Origin of the sequence: Haloplanus salinarum (genome assembly GCF_024498175.1) — an archaeon.
GTDB classification, from domain to species: Archaea; Halobacteriota; Halobacteria; order Halobacteriales; family Haloferacaceae; genus Haloplanus; species Haloplanus salinarum.
Genome location: NZ_CP101823.1, coordinates 2,554,200 through 2,580,005, shown reverse-complemented (window position 1 = coordinate 2,580,005; position 25,806 = coordinate 2,554,200). Strand labels below are relative to the sequence as shown.

Annotated in this window: 27 protein-coding genes and 1 tRNA gene; 10 read left to right on the top strand and 18 right to left on the bottom strand. The window is 68.4% G+C overall.

All coding sequences use genetic code 11. The features are described from left to right. Positions 1 to 19: 19 nt before the first annotated feature. The 3 genes from NO364_RS13495 to NO364_RS13485 form a co-directional block, all read right to left on the bottom strand. On the bottom strand, positions 20 to 1,420 hold the full coding sequence (locus NO364_RS13495) for a ribonuclease FAU-1 family protein (protein WP_257627787.1): 1,401 nt from the start codon (positions 1,418 to 1,420) through the stop codon (positions 20 to 22). Between the two features lie 100 nt (positions 1,421 to 1,520). Next, positions 1,521 to 4,199 carry a hypothetical protein gene (locus NO364_RS13490; protein WP_257627786.1) on the bottom strand — a complete coding sequence of 893 codons (2,679 nt, stop codon included), beginning with the start codon at positions 4,197 to 4,199 and terminating at the stop codon, positions 1,521 to 1,523. Beyond that, the gene (locus NO364_RS13485; RefSeq protein ID WP_257627785.1) at positions 4,196 to 5,896 is read right to left on the bottom strand and encodes a PGF-CTERM-anchored ABC transporter substrate-binding protein; all 1,701 of its coding nucleotides are present in this window, start codon (positions 5,894 to 5,896) and stop codon (positions 4,196 to 4,198) included. The genes NO364_RS13490 and NO364_RS13485 overlap by 4 nt, the downstream gene beginning before the upstream one ends. A gap of 92 nt (positions 5,897 to 5,988) precedes the next feature. Between NO364_RS13485 and NO364_RS13480 the strand changes: the two genes are divergently transcribed. Beyond that, positions 5,989 to 7,119 carry a serine hydrolase domain-containing protein gene (locus NO364_RS13480; protein WP_257627784.1) on the top strand — a complete coding sequence of 377 codons (1,131 nt, stop codon included), beginning with the start codon at positions 5,989 to 5,991 and terminating at the stop codon, positions 7,117 to 7,119. A gap of 9 nt (positions 7,120 to 7,128) precedes the next feature. Here the strand turns inward: NO364_RS13480 and uvrA are convergent, their stop codons facing one another. Together uvrA and NO364_RS13470 are read right to left on the bottom strand one after the other, a co-directional pair. Next, positions 7,129 to 10,113 carry an excinuclease ABC subunit UvrA gene (gene uvrA / locus NO364_RS13475; RefSeq protein WP_157690352.1) on the bottom strand — a complete coding sequence of 995 codons (2,985 nt, stop codon included), beginning with the start codon at positions 10,111 to 10,113 and terminating at the stop codon, positions 7,129 to 7,131. A gap of 197 nt (positions 10,114 to 10,310) precedes the next feature. Continuing rightward, a complete protein-coding gene (locus NO364_RS13470; RefSeq protein WP_157691242.1) occupies positions 10,311 to 10,664 on the bottom strand; it encodes a cell division protein SepF in 354 nt (117 codons plus the stop codon). Positions 10,665 to 10,753: 89 nt separating this feature from the next. Here NO364_RS13470 and NO364_RS13465 point away from each other — a divergent pair, with 89 nt between their 5' ends. Continuing rightward, entirely contained in the window at positions 10,754 to 11,428 is a 675-nt protein-coding gene (locus NO364_RS13465) for a DUF1028 domain-containing protein (RefSeq protein ID WP_257627783.1), read from the top strand. On the opposite strand, the gene NO364_RS13460 is transcribed toward NO364_RS13465, so the two are convergent. After that, on the bottom strand, positions 11,410 to 11,889 hold the full coding sequence (locus NO364_RS13460) for an RNA-binding protein (RefSeq protein ID WP_257627782.1): 480 nt from the start codon (positions 11,887 to 11,889) through the stop codon (positions 11,410 to 11,412). The genes NO364_RS13465 and NO364_RS13460 overlap by 19 nt on opposite strands. Before the next feature lie 79 nt (positions 11,890 to 11,968). Here NO364_RS13460 and NO364_RS13455 point away from each other — a divergent pair, with 79 nt between their 5' ends. Next, positions 11,969 to 12,163 (top strand): YgaP family membrane protein, encoded by a 195-nt coding sequence (locus NO364_RS13455; RefSeq protein WP_157690355.1) that lies wholly within the window; start codon positions 11,969 to 11,971, stop codon positions 12,161 to 12,163. 26 nt (positions 12,164 to 12,189) lie between these two features. On the opposite strand, the gene NO364_RS13450 is transcribed toward NO364_RS13455, so the two are convergent. After that, positions 12,190 to 12,591, bottom strand: coding sequence for a DUF302 domain-containing protein (locus NO364_RS13450; RefSeq protein WP_257627781.1), 402 nt, complete (start codon positions 12,589 to 12,591; stop codon positions 12,190 to 12,192). A 113-nt stretch (positions 12,592 to 12,704) separates the two neighbouring features. On the opposite strand from NO364_RS13450, the gene NO364_RS13445 reads away from it, so the two are divergent. Together NO364_RS13445 and NO364_RS13440 are read left to right on the top strand one after the other, a co-directional pair. Continuing rightward, positions 12,705 to 13,016, top strand: a complete 312-nt coding sequence (locus tag NO364_RS13445; protein WP_157690357.1) for a DUF7562 family protein — start codon at positions 12,705 to 12,707, stop codon at positions 13,014 to 13,016. A gap of 60 nt (positions 13,017 to 13,076) precedes the next feature. Continuing rightward, entirely contained in the window at positions 13,077 to 14,399 is a 1,323-nt protein-coding gene (locus tag NO364_RS13440; RefSeq protein ID WP_257627780.1) for a ribonuclease catalytic domain-containing protein, read from the top strand. A 402-nt stretch (positions 14,400 to 14,801) separates the two neighbouring features. Here the strand turns inward: NO364_RS13440 and NO364_RS13435 are convergent, their stop codons facing one another. From NO364_RS13435 to NO364_RS13425, 3 genes are all read right to left on the bottom strand, one after another. Continuing rightward, a complete protein-coding gene (locus NO364_RS13435; RefSeq protein WP_257627779.1) occupies positions 14,802 to 15,635 on the bottom strand; it encodes a DUF7537 family lipoprotein in 834 nt (277 codons plus the stop codon). A gap of 24 nt (positions 15,636 to 15,659) precedes the next feature. Continuing rightward, positions 15,660 to 15,992, bottom strand: a complete 333-nt coding sequence (locus NO364_RS13430) for a hypothetical protein (RefSeq protein WP_157690360.1) — start codon at positions 15,990 to 15,992, stop codon at positions 15,660 to 15,662. Positions 15,993 to 16,074: 82 nt separating this feature from the next. Then, positions 16,075 to 16,833, bottom strand: a complete 759-nt coding sequence (locus NO364_RS13425) for a hypothetical protein (protein ID WP_157690361.1) — start codon at positions 16,831 to 16,833, stop codon at positions 16,075 to 16,077. A 77-nt stretch (positions 16,834 to 16,910) separates the two neighbouring features. Here NO364_RS13425 and NO364_RS13420 point away from each other — a divergent pair, with 77 nt between their 5' ends. Continuing rightward, on the top strand, positions 16,911 to 18,236 hold the full coding sequence (locus NO364_RS13420) for an MFS transporter (protein WP_157690362.1): 1,326 nt from the start codon (positions 16,911 to 16,913) through the stop codon (positions 18,234 to 18,236). A gap of 63 nt (positions 18,237 to 18,299) precedes the next feature. Beyond that, positions 18,300 to 19,115 carry a hypothetical protein gene (locus NO364_RS13415; protein ID WP_257627778.1) on the top strand — a complete coding sequence of 272 codons (816 nt, stop codon included), beginning with the start codon at positions 18,300 to 18,302 and terminating at the stop codon, positions 19,113 to 19,115. 6 nt (positions 19,116 to 19,121) lie between these two features. On the opposite strand, the gene NO364_RS13410 is transcribed toward NO364_RS13415, so the two are convergent. Then, on the bottom strand, positions 19,122 to 19,271 hold the full coding sequence (locus NO364_RS13410; protein WP_157690364.1) for a hypothetical protein: 150 nt from the start codon (positions 19,269 to 19,271) through the stop codon (positions 19,122 to 19,124). Between the two features lie 90 nt (positions 19,272 to 19,361). Between NO364_RS13410 and NO364_RS13405 the strand changes: the two genes are divergently transcribed. Beyond that, positions 19,362 to 19,601 (top strand): hypothetical protein, encoded by a 240-nt coding sequence (locus tag NO364_RS13405; protein ID WP_157690365.1) that lies wholly within the window; start codon positions 19,362 to 19,364, stop codon positions 19,599 to 19,601. Positions 19,602 to 20,202: 601 nt separating this feature from the next. Here NO364_RS13405 and NO364_RS13400 read toward each other — a convergent pair. Beyond that, entirely contained in the window at positions 20,203 to 20,841 is a 639-nt protein-coding gene (locus NO364_RS13400; protein ID WP_257627777.1) for an IS6 family transposase, read from the bottom strand. A gap of 103 nt (positions 20,842 to 20,944) precedes the next feature. Between NO364_RS13400 and NO364_RS13395 the strand changes: the two genes are divergently transcribed. After that, the gene (locus NO364_RS13395; RefSeq protein WP_157690367.1) at positions 20,945 to 21,235 is read left to right on the top strand and encodes a DUF433 domain-containing protein; all 291 of its coding nucleotides are present in this window, start codon (positions 20,945 to 20,947) and stop codon (positions 21,233 to 21,235) included. 4 nt (positions 21,236 to 21,239) lie between these two features. After that, on the top strand, positions 21,240 to 21,584 hold the full coding sequence (locus NO364_RS13390; RefSeq protein WP_257627776.1) for a DUF5615 family PIN-like protein: 345 nt from the start codon (positions 21,240 to 21,242) through the stop codon (positions 21,582 to 21,584). On the opposite strand, the gene NO364_RS13385 is transcribed toward NO364_RS13390, so the two are convergent. The 6 genes from NO364_RS13385 to NO364_RS13360 all read right to left on the bottom strand — a co-directional run bounded on the left by NO364_RS13385 (position 21,585) and on the right by NO364_RS13360 (position 25,788). Further along, the gene (locus NO364_RS13385) at positions 21,585 to 22,163 is read right to left on the bottom strand and encodes a tyrosine-type recombinase/integrase (protein ID WP_257627775.1); all 579 of its coding nucleotides are present in this window, start codon (positions 22,161 to 22,163) and stop codon (positions 21,585 to 21,587) included. Positions 22,164 to 22,673: 510 nt separating this feature from the next. Next, positions 22,674 to 23,081: a hypothetical protein gene (locus tag NO364_RS13380; protein ID WP_257627774.1), complete on the bottom strand. Its 408-nt coding sequence runs from the start codon at positions 23,079 to 23,081 to the stop codon at positions 22,674 to 22,676. A 154-nt stretch (positions 23,082 to 23,235) separates the two neighbouring features. Continuing rightward, positions 23,236 to 23,306 (bottom strand) — tRNA-Pro (locus NO364_RS13375). Positions 23,307 to 23,353: 47 nt separating this feature from the next. After that, a complete protein-coding gene (locus NO364_RS13370; RefSeq protein ID WP_157690405.1) occupies positions 23,354 to 24,223 on the bottom strand; it encodes an RNA-guided pseudouridylation complex pseudouridine synthase subunit Cbf5 in 870 nt (289 codons plus the stop codon). After that, positions 24,220 to 24,801, bottom strand: a complete 582-nt coding sequence (gene cmk, locus NO364_RS13365; RefSeq protein ID WP_157690406.1) for a (d)CMP kinase — start codon at positions 24,799 to 24,801, stop codon at positions 24,220 to 24,222. The genes NO364_RS13370 and cmk overlap by 4 nt, the downstream gene beginning before the upstream one ends. 90 nt (positions 24,802 to 24,891) lie before the next feature. Beyond that, positions 24,892 to 25,788, bottom strand: a complete 897-nt coding sequence (locus tag NO364_RS13360; protein ID WP_257627773.1) for a DUF106 domain-containing protein — start codon at positions 25,786 to 25,788, stop codon at positions 24,892 to 24,894. Positions 25,789 to 25,806 lie beyond the last annotated feature (18 nt).

The window sequence follows — 25,806 nt, the reverse complement described above, 5'->3', positions numbered from 1 at the left end:
GAGATACGGGTCGGCCCGGTCAGATGGCCTCGACCAGTCCCGAGGCCACCGACCGCGCCTTCTCGGCGGCGTCCGCGGAGACCAGCCCGGCGTCGACGGCGGCGTCGAGTTCGTCGTCGTCGACTCGGCGAACCTCGCCGTCCGGTCCTTTCACCACGTCGACGTGGAGGTCGACGTAGCGGACGGCGTCGGGGAAACACTCGACGGGGGTACAGACGTTGACGTACGTCCCCTTGCGCTCCCCGTCCGCGTCGCGGTAGACGGTCGGATACCACCACCGCCCCTCGCGGACCTTCGTGGTCGCCACGTCGCCGGCCTCACGGTCGACGCCGAGGGCGTCGTAGGTGCCGCCGGCGGTCATCTCGCGGCGGAGCGTGAGCGTGCCGTCGGGGTCGCGGTCCGTCACCGCGGCCCGACCGAGGACGATCAGCCGGCCGTCGGGCTTGCCGTGTTCGAGGCGGACGTCGTCGCCGGCGACGGGGCCGAAGGTGTCGGTGACGGCCTCGAAGGGGAACTCCTCGCCCGCCGGTCCCGCGTCGTCGTCCGACAGCGCCTCCACGAGGTCGACCGCGCGGCTCGCGTCCGACGAGGCCGCCTTGACGCGGTGGTGGCCGGTCATGGTCGTCGTCACCGCCCGCCGGTCCGAATCGAGGGCGAAGCGCGCCTCGCGGCCGAACCACACCCACGTCGTCGCCGCGGGTGCGGCCAGCCGACGGACCGGTTCGACCGGGTCGTCCACGGGGAGCGCCTGGGCCCGCTCGACCGCCCGCGAGAGCGCCGCCTCCAGCCGTCCCATGTCGGCGTCGGTCGCCGCGTCGCTCCACCGAAGCCCCCAGCCGTCGGGCGGTTCGATCCCCAGCAGATCCGTCATGCCGGCGAGTTCACGCCCGGCCGCCTCGTCGCGGGTGTCGACGGTCACGCCCGACTCGCCGTGGACGAGCGTCGCCGGTCCCGCCCGCACCCGCAGGTCGGTGTCGAGGACGGGCCGGCGATCGATCCACGGCGCCGCCGGCTCCGCGACGCGGACGCGGCGGTGGTCCCCGACCGCGACGTGGTCGGTGGCGTTGCCGAAGGGGAGAAAGCCCTCCGCGTCGCCGAGGTCACACACGGCTCCGCTCCCCAGCGTCTCGGTCACGCGGGCGTCGAAGACGGCCTCCTTCGGGGCCGCGGCGGGCCACGCGAAAGTGTCGCGGGTCGCGTCCAGGTGCTCGACCGCCGTCGCCACCGCGTCGGGGTCTCCCGTCGCCTCGACGCCCTGCCGGTCCCGGGTCGTCCCGACGTGGACGTCGTACGGGGCCGTCCCGAACGACGCGTCGAACCGGTCGCGGATGGGGTCGGAGGCGTCGACGACGGCGTGATCGGCGTCGAGAAAACGGCGGGTGAGCGCCGTCGTGTAGATGCCACGGATGCGGACGTTCATGCGCGACGCGATCGGCGGCCGGCCGACGGCCGGGCGGGGAGTTCGACGTACATCACACCGGCGCTTGGAGCCGTGGGGTTTTGACTGCGACGGAGACGCCTTACCGCCGCCGTCCCGCCGCCACGAGGCACGCCACGACCCACGTGAGGAGCGCGGGGCCGACGCCGAACCCGGCGCCGTCGCCGGTCGTCTCGGCTCGGTTCGCCCGCTCGGTTGCTCCGGCGGTCCCGCCCGTGGCGCCGGCCGGGGTCGCCGTGGGTGTCGACGTCGGTGTCGCCGCTCCCGCCCCAGCCGAGTCGGGCGTCGGGGTTCCGGCTGGCGCCGCCGTTGCCGTGGGTGCCGTCCCGACTTCGACGGTCCGTTCGTCGTTCGCCTCGGGTATCTCGGCATGGAGCGTGTAGCGGCCGGCGTCGAGGGCGGTTGCGTCGACGGCGGTCCGCCACCGGCCGGAGGCGTTCACCGTGGCGTCGGCGGCGGCGACGGTTCGACTCCCGTCTCGGAGGTCGAGGAGGACGACCGTCCCGTTCTCGCGGTTCGAGGTCCCCGATACGACGAGTCCCCCGTCACGTTCGCGCACCGCCGCGATGCCGACTCGGGGGTCGGCCGCGGTGACGTTCAGTGCGACGAGCCGGTCGTCGACGCCGGCGCCACCGTAGGCGTCGCGGAGGATGGCAATCGCCTCGCGTCGTGTCTCGGAGCCGGAGAGTTCCGCCTCGACGGCCGTCGTCGCATCGCCGTCGGCGCCGAACGTGCCGTCGCGGCCGGCCGTCACGACCAGGAGCCGGTAGGTGCCGGTCTCGTCGAATGCGGTGTAGTCGACGTCGAACCCGTCGTCGTCGTCGACGGACACGTCCCGGGAGTCGACCGCGCCGCGTGGTCCGACGACGTGGAGGCGGACGGTCTCGGCCGGCCCGGGTGCCCGGCCCGTGATCCGTACGTCGTCGTCGGTGCCGGTGGCGGCGTACGACCGCGAGACCGACGCCGACGGCGACGGATCGACCGTCCGGACGGTCGTGGTGCCGCGGTCGTCGACGTCCTCGACCGTCGATTCGGACAGACGGGTGGTCGATCCCAGGCGGTCGTCGCCGGGGTCGGGGAGTGCGACGATCCGGTACCGTCCCGGGACGGTCAGGACCGAACGGGTGTCGAGGTCGACGGTCCACGAGCCGTCGTTGCGGACGCGTGCCTCCGCGAGTTCGTCGTCGTCCTCGTACAGCGGGGCGTACTCGCCGCCGACGGCGGCGTACAGCTTCACATCGTCGGCGCCGCGGGCCGTCCCCGAGACGGTCACCGTCTCGCCGACCGCCAGTGTCGACCGTGCGGGCGTCACCGAGACGTCACGGTCGGCCACCGTGAGCGGCACCGTCGCCTCGTCGTCGGCCGTGGCGTCGCGTGCCACCGCGACGTCGTGGTCGCCCTCGGCGAGTCGGTCCGTCCCGATTTTCACCCGAGCGAAGCCGTCCTCGTCGAGGGAAACGACGGCGTAGATGACGTTGGCCGCGTCGTCGGCGTCGACGAACACCAGTCCTTCGGCCCCGCCGAAGACGGCGTTCGCGGTGGGGACCGTCACCGACTGGCCGTCGCGCAGGGCGTCGCCCGACAGTCGGACGTACCGGGTCGCGCCCGGCGCGCCGCTCACCGTCGCTACCGTCGACTCGCCGTGGACGACGCGCGTCCGACTCAGCGAGACGGTGCGGGCTTCGGGACGGATTCGCACCGTCGTCGATCCGTTTACGTGATCGAGGTCGGTAGCGCCCTCGACCCTGATCGTGTAGGTGCCGGTCGAGAGCTCCGAGACGTCCATGGTGACCGTCCCGTCGTCGCTCGCGACCGTCGGATCGTCGACGAGTTCGCCGGTGAGGTTCAGCCCGTCACCGTCTTCGACGGTCACCCTCGCCTCGTCCGCCGCCGCGAAGTCGAACGTCGGATCGACCGTGAGCGTCCCGACGCTCCGTGGCACGGACGACCCGGACACCTCGGTGCCGGACGCGGTGTCGCCGACGTAGAGTTCGACGGCCGTCACGTTCGGGCGATCGACCGAGAAGGCGCGGGGGCCGCCGGCCGCGAACGCGTAGGTGCCGGCGGTGAACCCGTTGCCCAGGGACACGTCGGCGGTGGCGGCGTCGTCGACGGTCGCGACCCCACCCTCGGCGTCGCCACCGACGCCGTAGAACCGGTCGTCCTCGCCCGCCCGCGCCGCGCCGTCGAGTCCCGTCAAGTCTACGTCCTCCTCCCCAAGGTAGAGCGTCGAGCCCGCGGTCGTGACGCTCCGGTCGCTGTCCGTCGCGGTGGCGGTGACGGTGCCGACCGTCCCGCTGGCGTCGGTGGTCCCGTCGCCGTCGGCGTCGACCGTCGCCGTCACCTCGTGGTCCCCCGTGCGACCGACGGCGACGCCGTCGACGGACACGGAGACGGATACCGTCTCCGTGGCGATTCCGCCGTCGTCGTCCCACGAGACGACGACCGCGTTCGTCCCCGCGTCGACCGTCGCCGTCACGCCGGTCGCGTTCGGCGTCGTCGCCGACGCCGTCGTCGTCGCCCCCGAGAGATCGAGCGCCGCCGGCGCGCTCACGGTGACGTTCGCGCCCGTCGTTCCGTCGCCGGTGTTCACCCCGGTCGCGTTCACGGAGAGGTCGACCGTCGTGGTTGCGCCGGTAGAGACGGCCGTCGGCGAGACGTTCGCCTCCCCGAATCCGACCCCCGCGCCCGCCGCCGGGACCGCCACGAGCACCAGGGCGGTGAGTCCGACGACCGGGAGCGTCCCGCGACGGTCGATCATCGGCGGCACCCGACGGCGAGCAGTATCGAAAGCACCGTGATGAGCGCCCCGAAGCCGGGCGCGCTCCCGGACGTCGATGGCGTATCCGTTCGCGCGGCGGTCGGGCTTCGGGCCGTCGACGCCACGCCGTCGGGTGTCGCCGTCGGGGTCGTCGTCGCCGTCGCCGTCGCCGTCGCCGTCCGGTTCGTCGCCGCCGTGGCGTCCGGGTCGTCGACGGCCAACAGGAGCGTCGGGAAGCCGGTCGTCCGGGCCTCGTAGACGATGGTGTCGTCGGTAGCGTTCGCTGCCGTCTCGTTCGTCGCCGTCCCGTTCACCCGCGTCGTCCGCAAGGGCACCCAGTCGCTTCCGTTCTCGCTCCCGCCCTCACCCTCGCCCGCGCGATAGAGCGTGACCGTCTCCGGATCGGCCCCGTCGAGACGGCTCCGGTTCACGGCTACCCGGAGCCTCAGGTGGTCGACGTCGTTCGCGAAGATGCCGTTCCCGGAGAGACGCATCGACTCCAAGGCGCGGGTGCCGTTCGGCGCCGTGTGGTTCCCGCCGTAGCGCAGTCGGAGTTCGAACGTCGGGTTCACGGTCGCGAGCGTGACGTTCGCCGCGCGCACGTCTGCGGTCACGTTCTCGCGGGCGGGGAGGGCGAACCCCACCTCGTTCGCGCGGCCGACGTTCGACGCCCGCAACTGGACGCTCCCGTCGGCGAGGCGCTCGGCCGTCGTCCCGCGTTCTCCGTCGAGTGCCTCCCGGTCGATCCGCCCGCGGATCTCGGTCTCGTAGGCCTCCGGGTGGAGGACGCGAACGAGGTCGAGGATGGCGTCGACGATCCGTGGCGCCGGCTGGCTGATCTCGTTCGCGTCGAGGACGACCGCGTTGCCCTCCCGGTAGGCCGTCGTGCCTTCGTAGACCCCGCCGGGACCCGACGGTACCGTCGCGCGGTCGTACTCGTCGCTGTTCAGGACGAACCACGCGGGATCGGTCTCGACGACGACCTCGGGGCTGACGGCGAAAAAGCCGGACGTGAGGCCGTCCGCGTTCGCCCCGGCGTTCTCGGCCGCGATGTTGTTCCCGCCGGCGGTTTCGATCACCTCGTGGACGAACGTATCCTCGCCGGCGGTGAACCCGAAGAAGGTGTAGAAGACGTCGGGGCGTTCCACGTCGTCGACCGCCCCCTCGACGACGTCGAGTTGCCGTTCCATCTCGTCGGCGCGGGAGTCGGCACGTTCGCAGGCACCCACCAGATCACCAGTCAAACGCGTCTTCTCGACGATGTCGTCCAAGTCCTCGGCCGCCTCGAACTGGTACACGGTCAGTCCCCCGTTTCGGAGCTGTGACACGACCGAGTCGTCGATGGTGTTCGGCGCGAGAACGAGGTCGGGATCCAGGGCGAGGGTCTGCTCGACCGTCGCGTCGCTGTTGCCGGTTCCGATCGACGCCTTCTCGTCCGCGCCGGGGAGGTAGTCGGCGTACGTCGAGACGCCGACCACTGCGTCCCAGGCGTCGATTTCGTACATCGTCTGGGCGGCGCTGGGGTTCAGCGTCACCACCGTCTCGGGGTCGGCGGACACCGTCACGTCCGTCCCCGTCGCGTCCGTCCGCGTCAGGGGGAACTCGCACTCGTCGGCGGCTGCTGCGGTCCCGACGCCCGCCGGACCGAGTCCCGCGAGGACGACGAGCGCGGCGAGCACACAGCCTCGCGCGTTCATATCCCTTTCCAACGGGTCAACCCTCATTTATCCACCGAAAGTTCGGTTGTTCTCAGCGACGGGCTTTCGGCCGCCGCGCCCGTCACCCTCGTATGGCTTCGACGTTCGACGCCGACCCCCCGACCCGAGTGCGGCGCGTGTTCGAGCGCCACGCGGCGACCGGCCTCCACCACGGCGCGCAGTTGGCGGTGTACGACGGGACGGACCTCGTCCTCGACCTGGCGACCGGGACGGTCGGTCCCGACGGCCCGGAGACGACGCCGGACCGCCGGCACGTCCTCTTCTCGTGCACGAAACCGTACGCCGGGATCTGTCTCCACCACCTCGTCGAGCGCGGCCGCCTGGCCTACGACGACCCCGTTCGCGACCATTGGCCGGGGTTCGCGGACCCCGGCACGGAGAAGGCGACGGCGACGGTTCGGCACGTCCTCAGCCACCAAGCCGGCCTGCCGTACGGTCCCCTCGACGACGACCCGGATCGGTGGACCGACTGGGCGGACGCCGTCGCGGCGATGGAGGCCCTCGACACCCGATTCCGTCCGGGGTCGACCGCCGCGTACCACGCGCTCACCTACGGCTTCCTCGTGGGCGAACTCGTCAGACGTGTCGGCGGCCAGCCGGTCGACGCCTACGCCCGCGAACACGTCTTCGAACCGCTGAGCATGGTCGACACCTCGATCGGTCTGCCGGACGGCGACCCCGACGACGTCGCGACGCTCGCCGGCTTCGAACCGGGCGAGCGCTGCCGGGACGTCGGCGTGGGACTGGAGGGCAGCGCTGCCGAGGCCGCGGCGCTGTTCAACCGCGAGTCGATCCGCCGGGCGGTCGTCCCGGCGGCGACCGGCGTGGGCACCGCCCGCGACATGGCGCGCTTCTACGCCTGCCTCGTCAACGGCGGTACCCTCGACGGGACGCGACTGCTGTCGACCGACACCGTCGAGACGGCGACGAGCGTCCACGCCGACGTCGAGACGGACGGGACGATGGGGGTACCGCGGCGGTACGCGCTCGGCTTCGAGCGGGCCGGGACCGCGTGGGACAAGTACGGCACGCTCGCGCCGGGGACGACGTTCGGCCACGGCGGCCTGGGCAGTATCGTCGGCTGGGGTGACCCCGACTCGGGGGTGGCGATGGCCTACGTCACGAACGGCATCCGCGACGAGGTCGAACACGGCCAGCGGGCGAACGCGATGGCCGACGCGGTGCGCCGGGCGTTCGCCTGATCCTCGGGACTAGTCGTCGCTCGCCGCCTTCGCGGGCTTGCGCCGGTCCGACCGCGGCCCCGTCAGGTCGACGTCGGGGAGCAGGTCGCGCAGGTAACGACCGGTGTGGGACGCGTCGTCGCGGGCGACCGACTCGGGGGTCCCGCGTGCGACCACCTCGCCGCCGCCCTCGCCACCCTCCGGGCCGAGGTCGATCACGTGGTCGGCGTTTTTCACGAGGTCGAGTTCGTGTTCGATGACGACCACCGTGTTGCCGGCGTCGGCGAGGCGGTGGAGCACCTCGACCAGTTTGCGTTCGTCCTCCGAGTGGAGGCCGGTCGTCGGTTCGTCGAGCAGGTAGAGCGTCTCGCCGGAATCCTTCTTCCCCAACTCCTCGGCGAGTTTCACCCGCTGGGCCTCGCCGCCGGAGAGCGTCGTCGACGGCTGGCCCAGTCGCATGTAGCCGAGGCCGACGTCCCGCAGGAGTTCGAGGCGCCGGCGGATGCCGGGGTTGGCCGAAAAGAAGTCGAGGGCCTCGTCGACCTCCATTCCCAGGACGTCGGCGATAGTCTTGCCCTTGTAGGTGACGTCGAGCGTCTCGTCGTTGTACCGGTCGCCGTCACACTCCTCGCAGGGGACGTGGACGTCCGAGAGGAAGTTCATCTCGATTTTGACCGTTCCCTGGCCGCCACACTCCTCGCAGCGGCCGCCCTTGACGTTGAACGAGAACCGGCCCTTGTCGTAGCCTCGCTGGTTCGCCAGGTTCGTCTCCGCGAAGAGTTCACGGACGTGATCGAAGACGCCGGTGTAGGTGGCGGGGTTCGACCGCGGCGTCCGGCCGATGGGCGACTGGTCGATCAGCCGCACCGTCTCGACCGCCTCGTACCCCTCGATTGCGTCGTGGTCGCCGGGGTCGACGGAGGTGTTGTCGTTCATCTCCCGGGCCAGCCCCTTGTAGAGCACGTCGTGCATCAGGGTGGATTTCCCGGATCCGGAGACGCCCGTGATGGCGACGAACTGCCCGAGCGGGACCTCGACGTCCACGTCGGCGAGGTTGTGCTGGCGGGCGCCGCGGATCGTGAGCGTCCCGTCCCCGGGGTCGCGCCGTTCGTCCGGAACCGGAATCTCCCGGCGGCCGGCGAGGTAGTCGCCGGTGATCGACTCCTCGGAGTCGACGACGGTGTCGAAGTCGCCCTGGACGACCACCTCGCCGCCGCGCCGACCCGGTCCCGGACCCATGTCGATGATGGAGTCGGCCCGGCGCATCGTCTCCTCGTCGTGTTCGACGACGAGGAGGGTGTTGCCCAGGTCGCGGAGCCCCTCGAGCGTGTCGAGCAGGCGGTCGTTGTCGCGCTGGTGGAGGCCGATGGAGGGCTCGTCGAGGACGTAGAGTACGCCCACGAGCCCCGAGCCGACCTGGGTGGCGAGGCGGATGCGCTGGGACTCGCCGCCGGAGAGGGTCGACGCCTCGCGGTCCAGCGTGAGGTACTCGAGGCCGACCTCCGCCATGAAGCCGAGGCGGGCCCGGATCTCCTTCAGGATCTCCTCGGCGATGGTGCGCTCGCGCTCGGTCAGGCTCGACTCCAGCCCCTCGAAGTGATCGAGCGCGTCCGCGATGCTCATGCGGTTGACCGCGGTGATGGCCGTCCCGTCGACGAGGACGGCCCGCGAGGAGGGTTTGAGGCGCGTCCCCTCGCACTCGGGGCAGGTGGTGACGGCCATGAACTCCTCGATGTGATCGCGGGTGTTGTCCGAATCCGTCTCCACGTGCCGGCGTTCGAGGTTGCCGATCACGCCCTCGAAGGGTTCCTCCTTCCGGCGGACGCCGTTCTTGGTCGTCCACTTGAACAGGACGTCCTCGTCGGTGCCGTAGAGGAAGGCGTCCTGGACCGACTCGTCCAACTCCGCGAACGGCGTGTCGACCGAGACGTCGAAGTGGCGGGCCAGCGAGTCGAGCTGTCGGCGGTAGTACGACCGGTTGTAACTCCAGGGCTCGAAGACGTCCTTCAGCGGCTTGCGCTCGTCTTGCACCACGAGATCCGGGTCGACCTCCTTCGTGTTGCCGATCCCCTCACACTCCGGACAGGCGCCGTGTGGGCTGTTGAAGGAGAAACTCCGGGTTTCGATCTCCGGGATGTCGATGCCGCAGTGGGTGCAGGCCAGGGCCTCGGAGAACTCGACGACGAGCCGATCCGGGACGCCCTCGGCTTCGTCCGTGCCGTCCGCCTCGGCGTCGGCCAGGTCGCCCGTCGACCGCGCCGTCGATCCGCCGAGTTCGACGCCGGCGGGCGGGTCGGGGAGGATCACCTTGAGGACGCCGCCCGCCTCCGCCAGGGCCGTCTCGACCGAGTCGACGATCCGCGAGCGGGCGTCGGGGTCGATCTTCACCCGGTCGACTACCACGTCGATCGTGTGGTCGTAGTTCTCGTCGAGGTCCGGGCGGTCCATCGTGAGGTCGTAGGGCTCGCCGTCGACCTCGACACGGCTGTAGCCCTCGCTCACCAGGTCGTCGAAGCGGTCCTCGAAGGCGCCCTTCTGATCGCGGACGACCGGGGCACAGAGCTTCGCTTTCGTCCCCTCGGGCAGTTCGAGGAGGCGCCGGACCATCTGGCCGGCGCTCTGTTCGCCCACCTCGCGGCCGCACTCCGGACAGTGGGGCGTGCCGACGCGGGCGTACAACAGGCGGAGGTAGTCGTGGAGCTCCGTGACGGTGCCGACCGTCGACCGGGGGTTGTTGGCGGCGTTCTTCTGGTCGATGGAGATGGCCGGCGAGAGCCCCTCGACGCTCTCGACCTGTGGTTTGTCCATCTGGCCCAGGAAGTTGCGCGCGTACGCGGAGAGGGACTCGATGTAGCGGCGTTGCCCTTCGGCGTAGACCGTTTCGAAGGCGAGCGACGACTTGCCCGACCCGGAGAGCCCGGTGACGACGCTGAACTCCTCGCGGGGGATACGGACGTCGAGGTCCTTGAGGTTGTGTTCCTCGGCCCCGCGAACCTCGATGTAGTCCTTGCTCATCTACGCGCGACTGGGGGCCGGACCGCCGAAACCCTGTCGGTTCCGGCGGTCGCGACGGGGGCGGCAGGATCGTCAGCCGGCGTCCGGGCGTCCCCGGCCGGTGGACGGACCTCCCGTCATACTATCGGCTGTAACTGTTTCAAGAGCTGCGCCACTCGGGGGTGGCGCAGCTCTTGATCGACTTACAGCCGGCAGTATCAGGAGAGCTTCTCGCGGCTGATCTTCACACCGGTCGGCGTGACGACCACTTGGTCGTCCTCCTTGACGACCACGTCGCCGTCGACCTCGCGGGCGACCTGCCGGAGGTCCTCCAGCACCCGGTCGACCACGCTGTCGCTCGGGCTCATCCGCGTGATGTCCGCGACGACGAGGTCGCCGTCGTAGACGGCGTCCTTGATCGCCATCGCGTCGCGCTGTTCGCTGATCTCCGCGAAGTGGACGCTCATCCCCGCTTCGGCTCGCGCCGTGTCGAAGTCGTCGAGGCTCAGTTCGACGTAGTCCTCGGTGCTGTGACTCTCGCCCCCGCCGAGGATCTTGCTCATGATGCCCATAGTACGTACAGGCACCACCGCCTCATTAGTTCTTGCGTCAGACGGACGGCGACGGCGGACTTTTCACCGCGGCGCCCACGCCTTGGCCCGTGACCTACAGCATCTGCGTCCGGGAGCGCGTTGAGGGGGAGAGGGACACCCCCCGCTACCGGTTCGGCGTCGCGGCCGCCGCCCGTCTCCCCGCGGTGGGGAGCGTCTGCCCGCACGCCGGCGACCACGGCGCCGTCGCGACGGCCGGCCTGACCGACCCCGGGGTCGGGGAGCGGTGTCTCGCGGCCCTCGCGGCCGGCGACCCCATCGACGCAGCGCTCGCCGACGCGACGGCCGACGGCGCGGGCCGGCAGATCCACGGCGTCGACGCCGCGTCGACCGCCGCCCACACCGGCGCCGACTGCCGGCCGGTCGCGGCCCACCGGACGGCCGACGCCTACACCGCCGGCGGCACGTCGCTCACCGACGAGGCGACACTGGAGGCCATGGTACGGGGATACCGCGAGAACGAACGCGACGCGCCGCTCGTCCGGCGCCTGCTCACCGCGCTCGCGGCGGGGGAGCGGGCGGGCGGCGACCGCCGCGAGGAACTGCCAGTCGGGAGCGCCGCCGTCGTCGTCTCGACGCCCGACGGCGGGGAACCGCTGTATCACGACCTGCGGGTCGACGCCAGCGATTCGCCGGTCGCGGACCTGCGCGAGACCTACCGGCGGGCCAGGCGGGGATACGAGGCCGCGCTGGAGCGATACGATCCTCAGACCGAGAACTCGTAGAGGTCGTCGCCGACGTGGTGGACCGACTCGACGACCTTCCCCGAATCGCCGACCATGTCCGCGCCGGATTCGAACGCCCGCCCGACGGCGAGCGCCTTGCCGTGGGTCTCCTCGGCGATCACGACCAGGTCGCCGGCCGCGATGGCGTCGTCGGCGTCGACGATGCCCGGGCGCATCACGTCGGCGCCGTCGCTGACGAACTGAACGGCGCCGGCGTCGACGGTGACGACCCGGCGTTCGGGCGGGTAGGCGTTCGCTCCCCGCACCGTCAGGAACGGCTCGTCGTCGACGACGAAGACCGCCGGCTCGCCGTCGACGAGGACGAGGTCGAACTCGGTACCGACGAGGTCGACACGCTCGAACGCGTCGCCGTCGACTTCGACTCCGAGCGCGTCCTCGATCGTCGCGGTCAGCTCCCCGATCTCGTCGCTCCGCAGGTGGTGGCGGGATTTGACCTCCATGCTGGGGTCTGGGACCGCTCGGTCCATAAGTCGCCCGTTCCGTCGATGAATTTTTATAGTATTGTGTTTTATTCCCAATATGGAACATCAATGTGATCGGTTCGTCCGCAGGTTCGCCGGTGTCGTCGTGCTCATCGGATTCCTGCTCGGCTGGTTCGTCAACGAGTGGTTCTTCCTCATCGACGCGTTCGCGGGAGCGAACCTGATTCAGAGCACGTTCACGGGGATCTGTCCCCCCCGACGAGCGTGTCGGCGCTGGCGTTCGAACGCGTAGATTCCACGTGGTGAGGAGGGTCGGCGCTACTCGTCGGCGACGGACGCGAGGACCCGCTCGAAACGCTCGCGCACGTCGTCGGCGAGGTGATCGAAGTCGGCGTCGTCAACGACGCCGAGAAGGGTCGTCGGATCGACCGCACTGACGCCGACCGTCCCGTCGTCGGTCTCGTAGACGACGACGTTACACGGGAGGAGCGCCCCCAGTTTCGTCTCCTCGCCGAGGGCTTCGTGTGCCAGAGCGGGGTTGCACGCCCCGAGGATCCGGTACTGCCGGAACGTCTCGTCCAAGTCCAGCTTTTCAGCGAACGCCGCCCGGACGTCGATGTCACAGAGGACGCCGAACCCCTCTTCCGAGAGGGCGGCTTCCGTCCTGTCGACGACGTGATCGAAGTCCCCGGACAGCTCGATATCCATAGTATAGGACATAACAATCAATACTGTCTCGCGTGGTTTACCGGTTGTGGTCCGAACACTTCGAACGTCCGTCACGCGTCGGACGTGTAACAAACGCTAAGTGGGCGTGGTGCCTGGCCTCGACTATGTGGCGCTCGGGATCGGACGGCGGCGCGGACGGGAAGACGGTCGTCTGCATCGCGTGTGGATCCTCGCTCCGTCGGTCCGACGCCCGCGAGTACGACAAGGAGGGGGATCGCTGGAGCCGACGGGGCAAGGACTTCGAACACCTCTGTAAGGAGTGCTACCGGAACCTCTGTCACCAGCCGCGGGACGAACTCGAGGCGTTGCTCGTCGACATCGCGGACGACGAGGAGCTCTCGCGAAGCGACTTTCTGGAGCGGTACTACGGTGCCGTCGAGGAGCGATACGGCTCGGCCGAGGGTCCCGAATCCTGACCGCACGGCCCCGATCCCTCGCCCGACACGTCTAACTACCCGTCACGTGTACCTCGGGGCATGACGAACGACGCGCAGGCCGAGGCCGGGACGGCCGAGGGCCAGGGTCCCGTCGAGATCAGCCCGGCCGAGGCCAGGCAGTTACAGGAGAAACGCGAGGAGTTGTTCGAGGAGTTCGAGATCCGGGACGCGTTCCCGCGGGAGGTGCTCCGCGAGGCCGAGGAGCGAACCGACGGCGTCCAGGCGGAGATCGAGGCCGAACTCGACGAGCGGCGCGACCTCCGGGAGCTGACCGCGTGGACGACCGACCCCATCGACGCTCAGGACTTCGACGACGCGATCAGCGTTCGGGAGGAGGAGGACGCCTACCGGCTGTGGGTACACATCGCCGACGTCACCCACTACGTCCACCCCGACTCGGCGATGTGGGAGGAGGCGGTCCAGCGGGGCAACACCGTCTACCTCCCCGCCTACACCGTCCACATGCTCCCGCCGACGCTCGCGGAGACGGTCTGTTCGCTCGTCCCCGACGAGGACCGCCTCGCCCACACCGTGGAGATGGAACTCGATCCCGAGACGCTCTCCTTCGAGGAGATAGACATCTACAAGTCCGTCATCCGGAGCGACGAACGCCTCACCTACGGCGAGTGCGAGACGCGACTGGAGGACCCCGACGCGCCGCTCCACGAGGAGAACGTCCTCGCCTTCGAACTCGCCGACCGGATGCACGAACAGCGCAAGGAGGACGGCTCGCTCGTCCTCAACCCGCGTCGGGACCGCGCGCACACCATCATCGAGGAGTGCATGCTGAAGGCGAACAAGGCCGTCACCCACGACTTGATGTGGAACCGCGGCGTCGAGGCGATGTATCGCGTCCACCCACAACCGACGCCCGATCAGTGGAACGACGCCCTCCGAGAGATCCAGGAACTCGACGGCGTCTCCATCCCCACCGACAAGTGGGACGACCCGCGCAAGGCCGTCAACGGCGCGCTGGAGACCGCCCCCGATCGGATGCTCTCGAAGATCCAGCGCGCCGTGTTGAAGGTGATGCCCCGCGCGAAGTACATGAACGACCCCTTCGGCGGCCACCACGCGCTCAACTTCGACATCTACGGCCACTTCACCTCGCCCATCCGGCGGCTCTCCGATCTCATCAACCACTGGATCGTCCACGAGAACGACGTCCCCGAGGACCTGATCGCGCTCTGTGACCGCGCCTCCGACCGACAGAAGGACGGCGAGACCGTCGAGCGCCTCTACAAGGGGTTCATGGAGGAGATCGGGCTCGACCCCTACGCGGTGAACAACCGCGGTGTCGTCACCGTCGACGACGACGGCACCGTGGTGGACGAGGAGGGACTGCCCCCCGAGGACGACTGATCGGCCGACGCCCCCAGTTCTCGACGCCGAAAATCGGGGCGGTACCTTTGTATGCCGATCGGCCGTCGCATCGGCCAGCCGTCGAGTCGGATCGACCACGCATCGTCCCGACCCCGACGGCCCCTTTCGTACCATGGTGGGGCGGGTCGCCCCGCCCCGAACGCCACACAGCGTCGCCACTCGGCGTGGATCGGCGGCGCGTCTCCCCGACGACCCCGTCGACGGCGTGAGGGGGAGACTGGGGCGAGGCCCCGAGACTCACGCCGTGATCGCCGCGTGTGGGACACGGGGCGGGCCCCGGCCCCTCGACGGGCGCCGGGAGCCACCGGTGTATGCACCTTCCTGATAATAAATGTACGATTCTGCCGCCGATCGGCACGGATCGTCGGCCGCATCGGCGGCTCAGCCCTCCCGGACCCATCCCGGCGTCTCGACGGCTGTCTCGCCCAGACGCGTGTGTTCGTACCGATACCGGAGGGTTCCGCCCGTGTAGGTCACCGTCGTCTCGAGTTCGAGGATTCGCCCGTCCGCCGCGACGACGACGGTTCCGGAGCCGTTCGTCCCGGCGCCGTAGGTGTTCGAGACGGTGTTGTCGTGGACGCCCGTGACGTCGTAGACGAACGCGGTGGTGCCGTTGCGCTCGACGGTCCGCTCGTGTTCGAGTTCGTAGAGGAGGAGCTGCGACAGCAACACCCGCCGATCGATCGACTGGGCGACCCGGTAGAACTCCGCGTTCGACTGCCCCACGAGCGTCTCGTTCCGGACGCTCCACTGCGAGAACGTGCCGTCCTGCAGGAACACCTCCCGGTGGTCGTCCCTCCCCCGGATCGACGCGTACAGCCGTCCCGTCTCCGTCTCGTACGCCATATCGAGGGTGGTCTCGTTGGCGGGTCCGTCCCCGGTGTCGACCTGTCGGGATCGGTACCGAACCGTCGTCGAGGGCCCGGTGAGGGCGGCCCGGTAGTGCGTGTCGAGGGCGACCGTCGCGTTCTCGACGCCCGCTGCGGACCACCCCTCGGGATAGGACGGCTCGCCGGGTTCCGCGTCGCTTGACGTCGTGGATCCGGGCGTTTCGGTGGTCGCCGGCGTCTGCGTCGGCGCCGGCGACGTCGTCGGCGACGCCGCGTCGCCGCCCGGCCCGAAGCCGGAACACCCCGCGAGGAGGACGAACGCCACGACCGCGAGCGTCCGCAGTGACGTGTGACCCATATCCCACATCGCGTGGGTGACGCTCATCATCCCTGCGGTTCGCCCGATGGGTCACCCTCGGTCGCGCCGAGTGCCCCACCGAACCCCGCCGTAGACGACGAGCGCGGCCGCCGTGACCCCCAGTCCGACGGCGATTCGGAGCATCAGCAGTTCGGCCGGCGACGTGACCACCGGCGCCGACTTCACTCGGACGAGGTACACCCGCGCGAGCGCCCCCTCGGCGAGTGCGGGGGCGAGAAACCCACCGAGGCTGACGGTGCCGACGGCGAGGGCCGCCCACGGATCCGTCGCCCGCGACCGTCCGTGACGCGCGGCATCCCGGTAGACGAGCCACGCGACGATGGGTGCGACGAGTACCCCGAGACCGATCACGAGCGCGGACACGGTCTTCCCTCCGTCCCCCCGGCGATAAACGCCACGATGCCGCCCGTTCCCGCGTCGACGGCGCGGAGACGTCCCCTCCGCGCTATCCGAGCCAGCGGTCGTAGGCGTACAGGCCGCCCCCGGCCAGTAGCAGGACGACACCCAGTGCCGCGACGCCGAGGCCGACGACGAACCCGGCGAATCCGGGGCCGAAGTCGTCGACGTGGCCGACGACGTGGATGCTATAGAGGGTCCCATCCTTCCGGATCGCGGTCGGAAGCCGGTCGACGTAGGGGTCGTTCACCCGCGGCCGGTACTCGCCCTCGTTCAGCACGGCGTCGACGGTGCGTCGCTCGGCGGCCGAGAGCGTCTCGTAGCGGGGCGCCCGCTCGGCCGTGGCGTCGGCGACGACGGAAAGCGGGACGGGATCGGCCGCGACCGTCGAGCCGTCCCCCTCGACGGTCAGGCGGTAGTACCCCTCCGTCCCGGCGTCGCTGTCGCGGACGAAGGCGTACTCGTCGTCGATGGCTCGCAGATCCGCACGGACGCGCTCGTCCGGCGCCGTGGCCGACCCGTTCGCCATCGCCGTCTCCAGCGTGCGGCGCGTGGCGTCGGGCGCGCGGTACTCGTCGCCGTACCGCGTCGTGAGCTGATAGTCGGCGACCGCGACCTCGTGGCCGTACCGGTCGACGAACCGCGTCCGGTCGGACTCGTTCGCGAGGTCGATCGGTTCGGCGGCGTACACCTGTGCGGTCCGTTCGGGCGGGGACGTGGCCTCCGCTGCCCAGCCGAGGTACTGCGGTGCCGGGAGACAGAGCATCCCGACGACGAGCAACAGGAGGGCGACTCGGCGGCGGTCCATCGATGAGGCTTCACCGCGTCGCGCGATGAGTCTTGCGTGGCCGGTCCCGGCGACGCGCCACGCCTTTCGGGACGTTAATGAACGGCGCGTTCGGGGATCCACCGACGCGAGTGACGTACTTCGATTCGATCGGTCTCCTCCGGGACCGCGAGTTCGCCGCCCTGGCCGGCACGGCCTTCGCCCGGAGCCAGGCGTACTCGACGATCCTGATCGCGCTCGCCCTCTACGCCGACCTCTTCGGCACCTCCGGGTTCGTCGAGGGGCTGTTCGGCACGGCCTTCGCCCTCGTCCAGTTGCTCGTCGTGCTCCCCCTCGGGCGGGCGGTCGACACCGGCAACGCGAAGCGGTATCTGCTGGCGGGCTTTCTGATCAACGTCGGCGTCTTCGTCGGGTTCGCACTGGTCGACTCCGCCGTCCACGTCGTCCTCGTGCGCACGCTACAGGGGTTGGGCGCCAGCATCCTCTGGATCACCGGGACGACCGTCGTCGGCGACATCAGCCCCGACGCCCAGCAGGGGCGGTGGCTCGGTTCGTACAACCAGTTCGCCTCCCTCTCGTCGCTGGCCGGCGACCTGCTCGGCGGCTACCTCCTCTATGCCTACGGCTTCACCGCGACGTACGCCGTCCTCTCGCTCATCACGCTCGGCGCCTTCCTCCTCGTCGCGCTCTTCCTCCGCGACGATCCGGGCGGGCGAAAGGACCCCGACGAGTCGACCGGGATCGGCACCTTTCGATCCCTGCTCGGGCTCCCGATGTTGCGCGCGCTCGTCGGGTTCCGCTTCGTGTTCAGCTTCGGCAAGATGGCGGTCATCGTCTTCCTGCCCATCTACGCCCGCACGGGCTTTGGCCTCTCGGCCTTTGCCATCGGCTGGATCATGGCCGGCGGCAAGCTCACCAAGGCGCTCACACAGGGGGTGGTGGGAAACCTCACCGACCGCGTCGGCCGCGAACACCACTTCGTCGTCGTCGGTGCCTTCCTGTACGCGCTCGGGACCGCGATCATCCCGCTCGCGGCCCACTTCGAGGGGCGGATCGACCCCGTCGCCGTCTCGCTTCTCGGGGACACACAGCGCCTCGGCGGTGCCTTCTTCACGCTCTTTGCCGCCTTCTCCGTGCTCGGCCTCGGGGACTCCGTCCGCCTGCCCGCGAGCATGTCGCTGTTCGTCGACGAGGGCGACCGGTTCGACTCCGTCGCCAGCGCCATGTCCCTCCGCTCGCTCTCCTGGAAGACCGGCCAGGTCGTCGGTCCCGTCCTGATCGGGTCGACCATGGACTTTGTCTCCACCGAAGCCGGGTTCGTCCTCGCCGCGGGCTTTCTCGCCGTCGCGACGGCCGTCTTCGCCGTCACCGCGCGGCGAGCCCACCCGCGAGACGAGCCCGGAACGGAGCCACTGCCGGACTGACCCCGACGCCGACGCCCCCCGCCGTGGGACAGACACTTGCCCCTCCCTCCCGTACCGCGGGCGATGACCGACCAGTTGGTGACGGCCGGGATCGATCGCTGTCGACGGGCCGCCCTGTCAGTCACCCGTCCGGCGGACAGCGGGAAGCCACCCGCCATCGCACGGCCGGGCACCGACGGGACCCCGGACTCCGCCGGCCCGGTCGCCGACCTCGCGACCGACGGGCGGCCGGTGGCAGTCGAGCCCATCCGGGACCCCTCGCCGACGCTCGTGCTGTCGCGTCTCTGGAACGACCGTCGACACGGGCGGGCGGCGCTGTTCGTCGTCCCCGACCGCGGGACGGCCGAGCGCGTCGAGGCGCTCCTCGCCGCCCCTGCCGGCGTCCGAACCGTCGACGACTGCGGCCGAACGTTCCACACCGGCCCGGATCGGGTGCCCCTCGCCGAGGGCGGATACGCCGCCGTGCCCACCGGGACCGACCTCCGGTGGCGGGAGTCGACCACCGCCCGGGCGATGAGCGGGATCCGGGTCGACGCCGACCGCCCCGCGCTCCCCGACGAGCCGACGACCGACGCCGGCGGTCCGTGGCTCGAACTGCTCGCCGACGACGACGTGCTGGTCCGTCTCGACGGCGTCGGCGCCCTCGACTGTCCCGCCCGCGAGCGCTTTCCCTACGCCTACGCGCGGGACCGCGACAAACAGATCCGCGTCGTCGACTTCGCCGGGCGTCCCGTCCAGCGCTACCCCGGCATCGGGGCGATGCGTGACGGCGGCTTCCGCCCAGTCCCCGCCCCCCTCGTCCCCGAGCACATGTTCGACGCCCCCGTCGACGGCCACTGGGCCGTCGTCGTCGCCGACGAGGAGACGGCCCGGCCGTAACCACGCTCAGTCGTCGACGAAGTACGCGGGCCGCAAAAGCCGATCCGTGATGTCCGTGGGGTCCGCCGCCCCGCACCGCGGACAGGCGTGTGGCACCGTCGGTGTCGCGCTGACGGTGTCACACGCCTCGCAGGCGACGTACCGCAGGCCGAGCATACCGACTCTCGGGCCGCGCCGCGCAAAAGCGTGTCCACCGCGGGGCCACCACCCCGAACCGTGATACGCCTCCCGACCCACGTACGGTCGATGGTCTCGCTTCGCACCCGCCTCCGGTTGCTCTCGGCCCTCGGACTGCTCGCCGGCCTCACCCACCTGCTCCTCGCCGGCCGACTCCTGGCGACGGCCCGCTGGGGGTACGACCGCCTCCTCGCCGTCGACTTCGATCCCCGCCCGAACGCGACGCGGCGCGTGCGACTCGTGGGCGTGCTGTTTCTGGGTGTGGCGGCGCTCCTCCGGTCCCTAGCGCGTCGCGTGGGTGGAGCGTAGGTGGGCGGTGCTTCGCGCCCGCCCGTCTCACGCCGTATCCGAGGTCGATCGAGACGCCGAGAAGTGGTCGCACGAAACGCGACTCCCCGTACCGGTCGATACCGACGGGACTCGTCCCTCCCGACGATCGGTTCTCGCCGTCGCTCATCGTCCGATTCTGCAGCCGCGCCGCTTCGAGCGCGACTCCCTCGGTGAGGTCGAGGGTCTGCACGCCACCGAAGTCCCGGCGGACGCTCTGCACGTCGGTCGATCCCGATCCGAGTTTGCCGGCGATGATCTCGTACACACAGAACGTCGAGGTGAAGAAGGCTTCCCGGCCGTCGAGGTACTCGACGACGCAGTCGACGACGCAGTCGATGCCGCCGAGATAGTCGATGATGGTTCGGAATCGGTCGCGTCGGAAGGAGAGTGGGACCGCCGTGATTTCGTTATCTCGGAATATTCGAATATTATATCTAAAAATGAAGAGGCACTTGAAGAAATTGAAGAATACTATAATAAATCATATGAGTCGATTCCGAAGGGGATATGGGCCCTAATGGCTGGCATCGTACTCACACTTGGATTATTTATTTCGGGTGACGCGGTCGTCCTGGTCGCGTTAACTTTGGCATCGATTCCACCAGACAGCGAGGGCTTGGAGCCACGATTCTGCTGTCGTCGGCTCCACGTGGTTGAACGTATTTGAAAACGAAGAGGTTCGTCGTTTTATCTCACGAAATAGACGCTCGACGACATTCCGATTGCCATGGCGTTCGTATCTGCAATCGAGGTCGTGTCGATCAAGAGCAGTTTGGAGCCATTGAGCATCGTCGACGAGAAACACGGCGGTTTCGACGTCGTGTTTCTGGCGTAATTCGCTCAGGAAGATTTCGGTTAAACCAGTCGTATACGTGCTAAAAAGCCGTATGTGAAGGAATGTGTTTGTTTCAGGATCGATGGCGGCGTACAGCCAGTATTGCTGATCGTTGATTCGAATCACGGTTTCGTCAAGCGTAACGTGATTCGGGCTCGCACCGCCTTCGGGCTGTAGATCGGCCTTCTGCACCCAGTTGTGGACGGCCGTTCGAGAGCGTTCGACACCCAACCTTTCAAGAATCGAGATGGTATTCGAAAGTGATAGTCCAGCCACGTGCATCTGAATACCGAGCCGCATCGCGAACTCGGGTGTCCGCTGACGCTCCACAAAATCTAATTCGATCCAGTCGCTACAGTCGCTGAGGCGTGTGATTTCGGGCATAGACACTCAGAAATCAGCACGCCTCACTCTTCACGCTTAACTTGACACGACCTCGGATGACCGGCGAATCTATTTCAGTATCGACGTCGTAGGTGGGAGCAGAATGGCGACGCAGACATACCGGATCGTGTCGAGCGAGGAGTCGACGGTCCACGGAGAGCCCCACATCGAGGGGAGTCGGATCACCGTCCGGTACGTCCATGAACGCGTCGAGGAGCGAGGGCTTCGCCCGGAGACGGTTGCGGACCGTCACGGCCTCGACGTCGCGGACGTGTACGAGGCGCTGGCCTACTTCCACAACAACCCCGAGGAGATGAAAGAAGTCGAGGAGCGCCACGAGCGGGCCGTGGAAGAAGCCAAGCGCCGGTCGACGCTGACACCGCCCGAGGAGTAACCGGATGGCGTATCGGTTGATTCTCGACGAGAACGTCGAGCACGGGGTACTCCACCGTCTCGAAAACTACGGCCACGACGTCGAACACATCGACTTCGCGACCGAACTTGGAAAGGGGACTGACGACCGACCAATCGCTCGGTACTCCCAAGAGTCCGACCGGATCATCGTCACCTACGACGACGATTTCGCCCTCGAACTCGGTGATGACGACTACCGAGCGGCGTTCTACTTCGCCGACGCGACCCTGTCGGCCAAGCAGGTGGCGGACGTGATTCACCGAGTGTCGCAGGTGTACGCGCAAGAGGAGGTCGACGGTCTCGAATATGTCGGGACGGAGTGGCTGTAGTTAGAGCCAGTCGACTTTCTCGATACCGCGCTGTTGCGCGTCGAGACTGTACGCGCCGAGGTAGTGCTCGCGAAACGTGTCCCAGTCCTCCCAGCCGCCCCACTCCATCACGAGCCCGGGCTCGACTTCGCGCTCGACGAGCAGGGTACCCCAAGTGCGCCGGAGATCGTGGGGACCGAGGAAGGTCCATCCGTCGTCGCCTGTGTCGGCGTAGAGCCGTTCGCCGGCTGTGGTGACCCACCGCCGGATCGTCCGCGGCGAGCGGTCCACGAGCGGCGTGTCGGCAGCCTCGTCGCGCACGTCGGCGAGCGCCCGCATGGACGCCGCGAGATCGGTCGGCACGGGCGTCTCTCGGTACTTCGATCCCTTCCCGTCCTGCACGCGGACGAACGGGCCGACGGGCGTGTCGACGACGTCGGCGGGCGTCACGTCGGCCGCCTCGGCGACGCGGAGTCCGCATCGAGCGAGTAGCCCGAGCGCCACCGTCTGTGTCGTTCCGTCCACCTCGTCGAGCAGGGCGTCGACCTCCTCGAGGCGTAGCCATACCTTCCTACCGTCGTGGTCGTCGTGATCCCCCATCTTCATCGCGTCCGATCACCTCACAAATCAGTCAAAGAACCGTGAGCATCTAGTACTTTCGACCGTGATCGGGCCGGCGTCGAGGGCGATCGTGTCTGACTTTCCGTGCTTCTCGGTCAAAACAAACGGCCGGTCGTTGAGACTGAGCTACTCCTCGGTTTCTTCTTGCGTTACCTGAGCACACCGACTGCAGAAAGTGAGACCACTCCTATTCGCTGCCTCGGGGACAAACACGGTCGCAAGTGCTTCAAAGGGTACATCGCTTCCGCTGTGAATTAACGAGCAGGTCGGATCTTCGTGGTAGATTCTGTTACTGTCCTCTGGTAACTCGTACGTACAAATGAAGTACCGCTTGTGGTTGACTTGATTAGGCCCCATTTCCAGTTCCGCATCCTCAAAGTCCATTCTGCCTAATGTGGCAACAACCGGAGGTAAATATCTAATCCTGATGTCTGACTTCGATTGTGTTCTCGGTCACACTCATCGATTGCTATCGTCATGGATCTCTCGCTATTTCTGATGGAAGTATACAATGCAGTCACTGCCCTCAATTTCGGAATCCGCGACGCAGACACGATCCACATCAATCGTCTCTCCAATTCTCTTCGCGGGTACGATCTCATCAGTCAAATCGCCACAGACAGGGCACTTGTCACCGGCCTCGATATCCGCGGCCTGAGTCACCTCTTCTGGAGTAATCTCCATTTTCCAGTCCGAATCGCCCTCACCAACGAGTACCGTGGGCTCACCCTCATCCACGACATCTGAGAACTCCATCGTGTGTTCTCCCCTGAAGAGGGTGATTTCGAGTTCAATTTCGATTATTTGAGGCATATCCGCCGACAAGTTAGGTATTAGCCTGTGAAAGGCGAATCTATGTGATTCTCGGGAACGGGTACGAGGGAAGACCCCCGTCACCGATTTGGCAGTGACCACCGTGAAATCACTCTGGAATAGAGGGGGCAACTAATCGCCCGTTCACACGAACGGGTACCGCGCTACCAGTCAACGCTGTTCACGCAGTACCAAGTATTAGCTGTTGTTATAGAGGTGGTTCGCCTGTAAAACCGAGTGGGACCGCCGTGATTCGAACACGGGTCCAACGCACCCCATGCGCAGAGGATACCACTACCCCACGGTCCCGCGTTTCGAGGCACGGTGGTGTCCGGGTTAAGCGTGTCGTTTCAGCCTCACACCAGCACCCGTTCGAGGTCGACGACGACGCCCGACTCGGCCCCGGGGTCGCCGACGAGTCGGCCGAGACAGACTGCCGACCCGTCGGGGGTGACACAGGCGACGAGGGCGTCCCGCGGCGCGTCGTCGGCGTCGAGGACGCCGGGGGCGTAGACGGGGGCGCCGGTCGCCACCTGTTCGGCGGCGCTGGGGGCGATCGTCACGGCGGGCAGGTCGTCGAGGACGCGCTCCGCGGGGGCGACGACCTCCCGCAGCGGTGTCTCGTCGCCCGCCTCGGCGAAGGCGAGGGCGTCGGCGAGGTCGTGGAGCGTCACGAGGTCGCGGTCGTCGAAGGGATCGGTGGCCGTCCGCCGGAGGTCGCCCATGTGGGCACCGGTGCCGAGCGCGAGGCCGAGGTCGTGACAGAGCTTCCGGACGTAGGTCCCGCTCGCACACTCGATGCGGACGAGGGCCTGTCGGTCCCGGGTTTCGAGGAGGTCGAGGGCGTGGACGCGGCGGGTACGGAGCCGGCGGGAGACGGCGCTCTTGCGCGGCGGTTTCTGGTAGATGTCGCCCTCGAACTCGGCGAGGATATCTTCGAGGTCGGCCGGCGGCGAGCCGTGGAGTTCGAGGACTGCGACGTACTCCTTGCGCCCTTCGAGGAAGACGGGCGCGAGGCGGGTGGCGTCGCCGAGCATCGTCGGCAGACAGCCGGTCACCTTCGGGTCGAGCGTGCCCGCGTGGGCGGCCCGGTCGACGCCCGCCATGTCGCGCACCCACCCGGCCACCTGGTGTGCGGAGGGGCCGGGTGGCTTGTCGAGGTTGACGACGCCGAACGCGAGGCGGTCGTCGAGCGACCGGTCGCCGGGTGGATCGCGGAGGCTCACGGCTGGAAATCGTCGACAACGGCGACTGGGTAGCGTCCCTCGTCGGCCGCCGGGTCGTAACGTTCGATCGCGCTCGTGAGGATCGCGTGTACGTCCTCGGCGGTCCACCGTGCGGTGTTCACGACGAAATCGTAGATCGAGAGGTCGTCGATATCGATGCCGTAGTAGTCGGCGTAGCGCTTGTGCTCGCTTCGCTCGCGTCGTTCCGTCTCCTCGCGGGCGCGCTGGACTGACTTCCCCTCGCGGTCGGCGATGCGGGCGCCCCGGACGTCGATCGGGGCGTCCAGCCAGAGGCGGAAGTCGGCGTGGTCGCCGGCGAGCCACCCCGCGAGCCTGGATTCGAGGACGAGGTCGTCCCGATCCCGGGCGATCTCGTACAGGCGGCGGTCGAGGTCGCGGTCGATCCGTTCGTCCTCCTCGGCGAGCTCGTTGAACTCGACCGGCGAGTACCCCCGTTCGGCCGCCAGGTCGCGGAAGATGTCGCCACCGCTGACGTGCTCCAGATCCAGCGCCTCCGCGAGCCCGGCGGCGGTAGTGCTCTTCCCACTGCCCGCCGGTCCGGACACGGTGAGTAACATATCGCTACTGATGGCGGCCGTCTAAAAGAGTATGTTCACTTCGTTTTGCGGGCGTCCTGTCCGATCGGTGGATCCGACACGGGGACGGTATCAGGTGCCGGTCGGGCTGATGTCGATGTTCAGGCCCTTGCGGATGATCTGGGTGAAGCCCATCGAGCAGACGAAATACCAGACGATCCACACCTGGATCGGCCCGAGGATCTGTTCCTTCCACGCGACGGTCCCCCGGAAAGGGAGGACGATCGTCCCGAACTGCCCGCTGGAGGGGTCACCGATCCCCACCTTCCAGTACATCCAGAGGAAGACGGGGATGGTGAGAAACATGATCCACACCATGGGACGGAACTGCTCTTTGAACATGCCCATCTGATCGCCCATGGCCTCCATCTGCTCGTCCTGGATGCGGTCGAGGGCCTCGTCGTCGCCCCGTTCCTTGGCCGCCTTGCGTCGCTCCTGGATCTCCTGCATCTTCTCCTGGTACTCGCCCATCTTCTCGGAGTCCATCAGGTTCGCCTGCAGGAGCGTCGAGTACAGTCCCGTCACCACCGCGAGGATCATGACGACGGCGTAGAAGGGAAGCGCCGTGTTCAGCGGTCCGAGGGCGACGTCCATGGCGTTGCCGATGATGTTGCGTAGCGGCGACCACGAGTAGCCGGCCATGAGCCCCACACTGAGCACCGCCGCTCCCTTGTCCCACGTCGACCACGACGAGTCGTCCTCGTCGTCCGTCGAGGCCGTCGCGGTCGTCGATCCGTTCTCGAGTGCCTCGCGGGTCGCCTCGGGATCGGCCAGTCTGAACCCGGACTCGCCGTCGACCAGCACCCCCTTCTCGATCAGGCGGCCCCACTGTCCGCTCGATACGTCGTCGCGGACGTCGACCCACTTGACCTCGCCGTCGTCCGCACGGTCGAGGACCGTCCGGACGACCGACTCCATCCCCGCGTCGTCGGAGACGAGGTCCCGCACCTTCTGCTCGATCCGTGCCATTGCCACCGAGTAACCCCC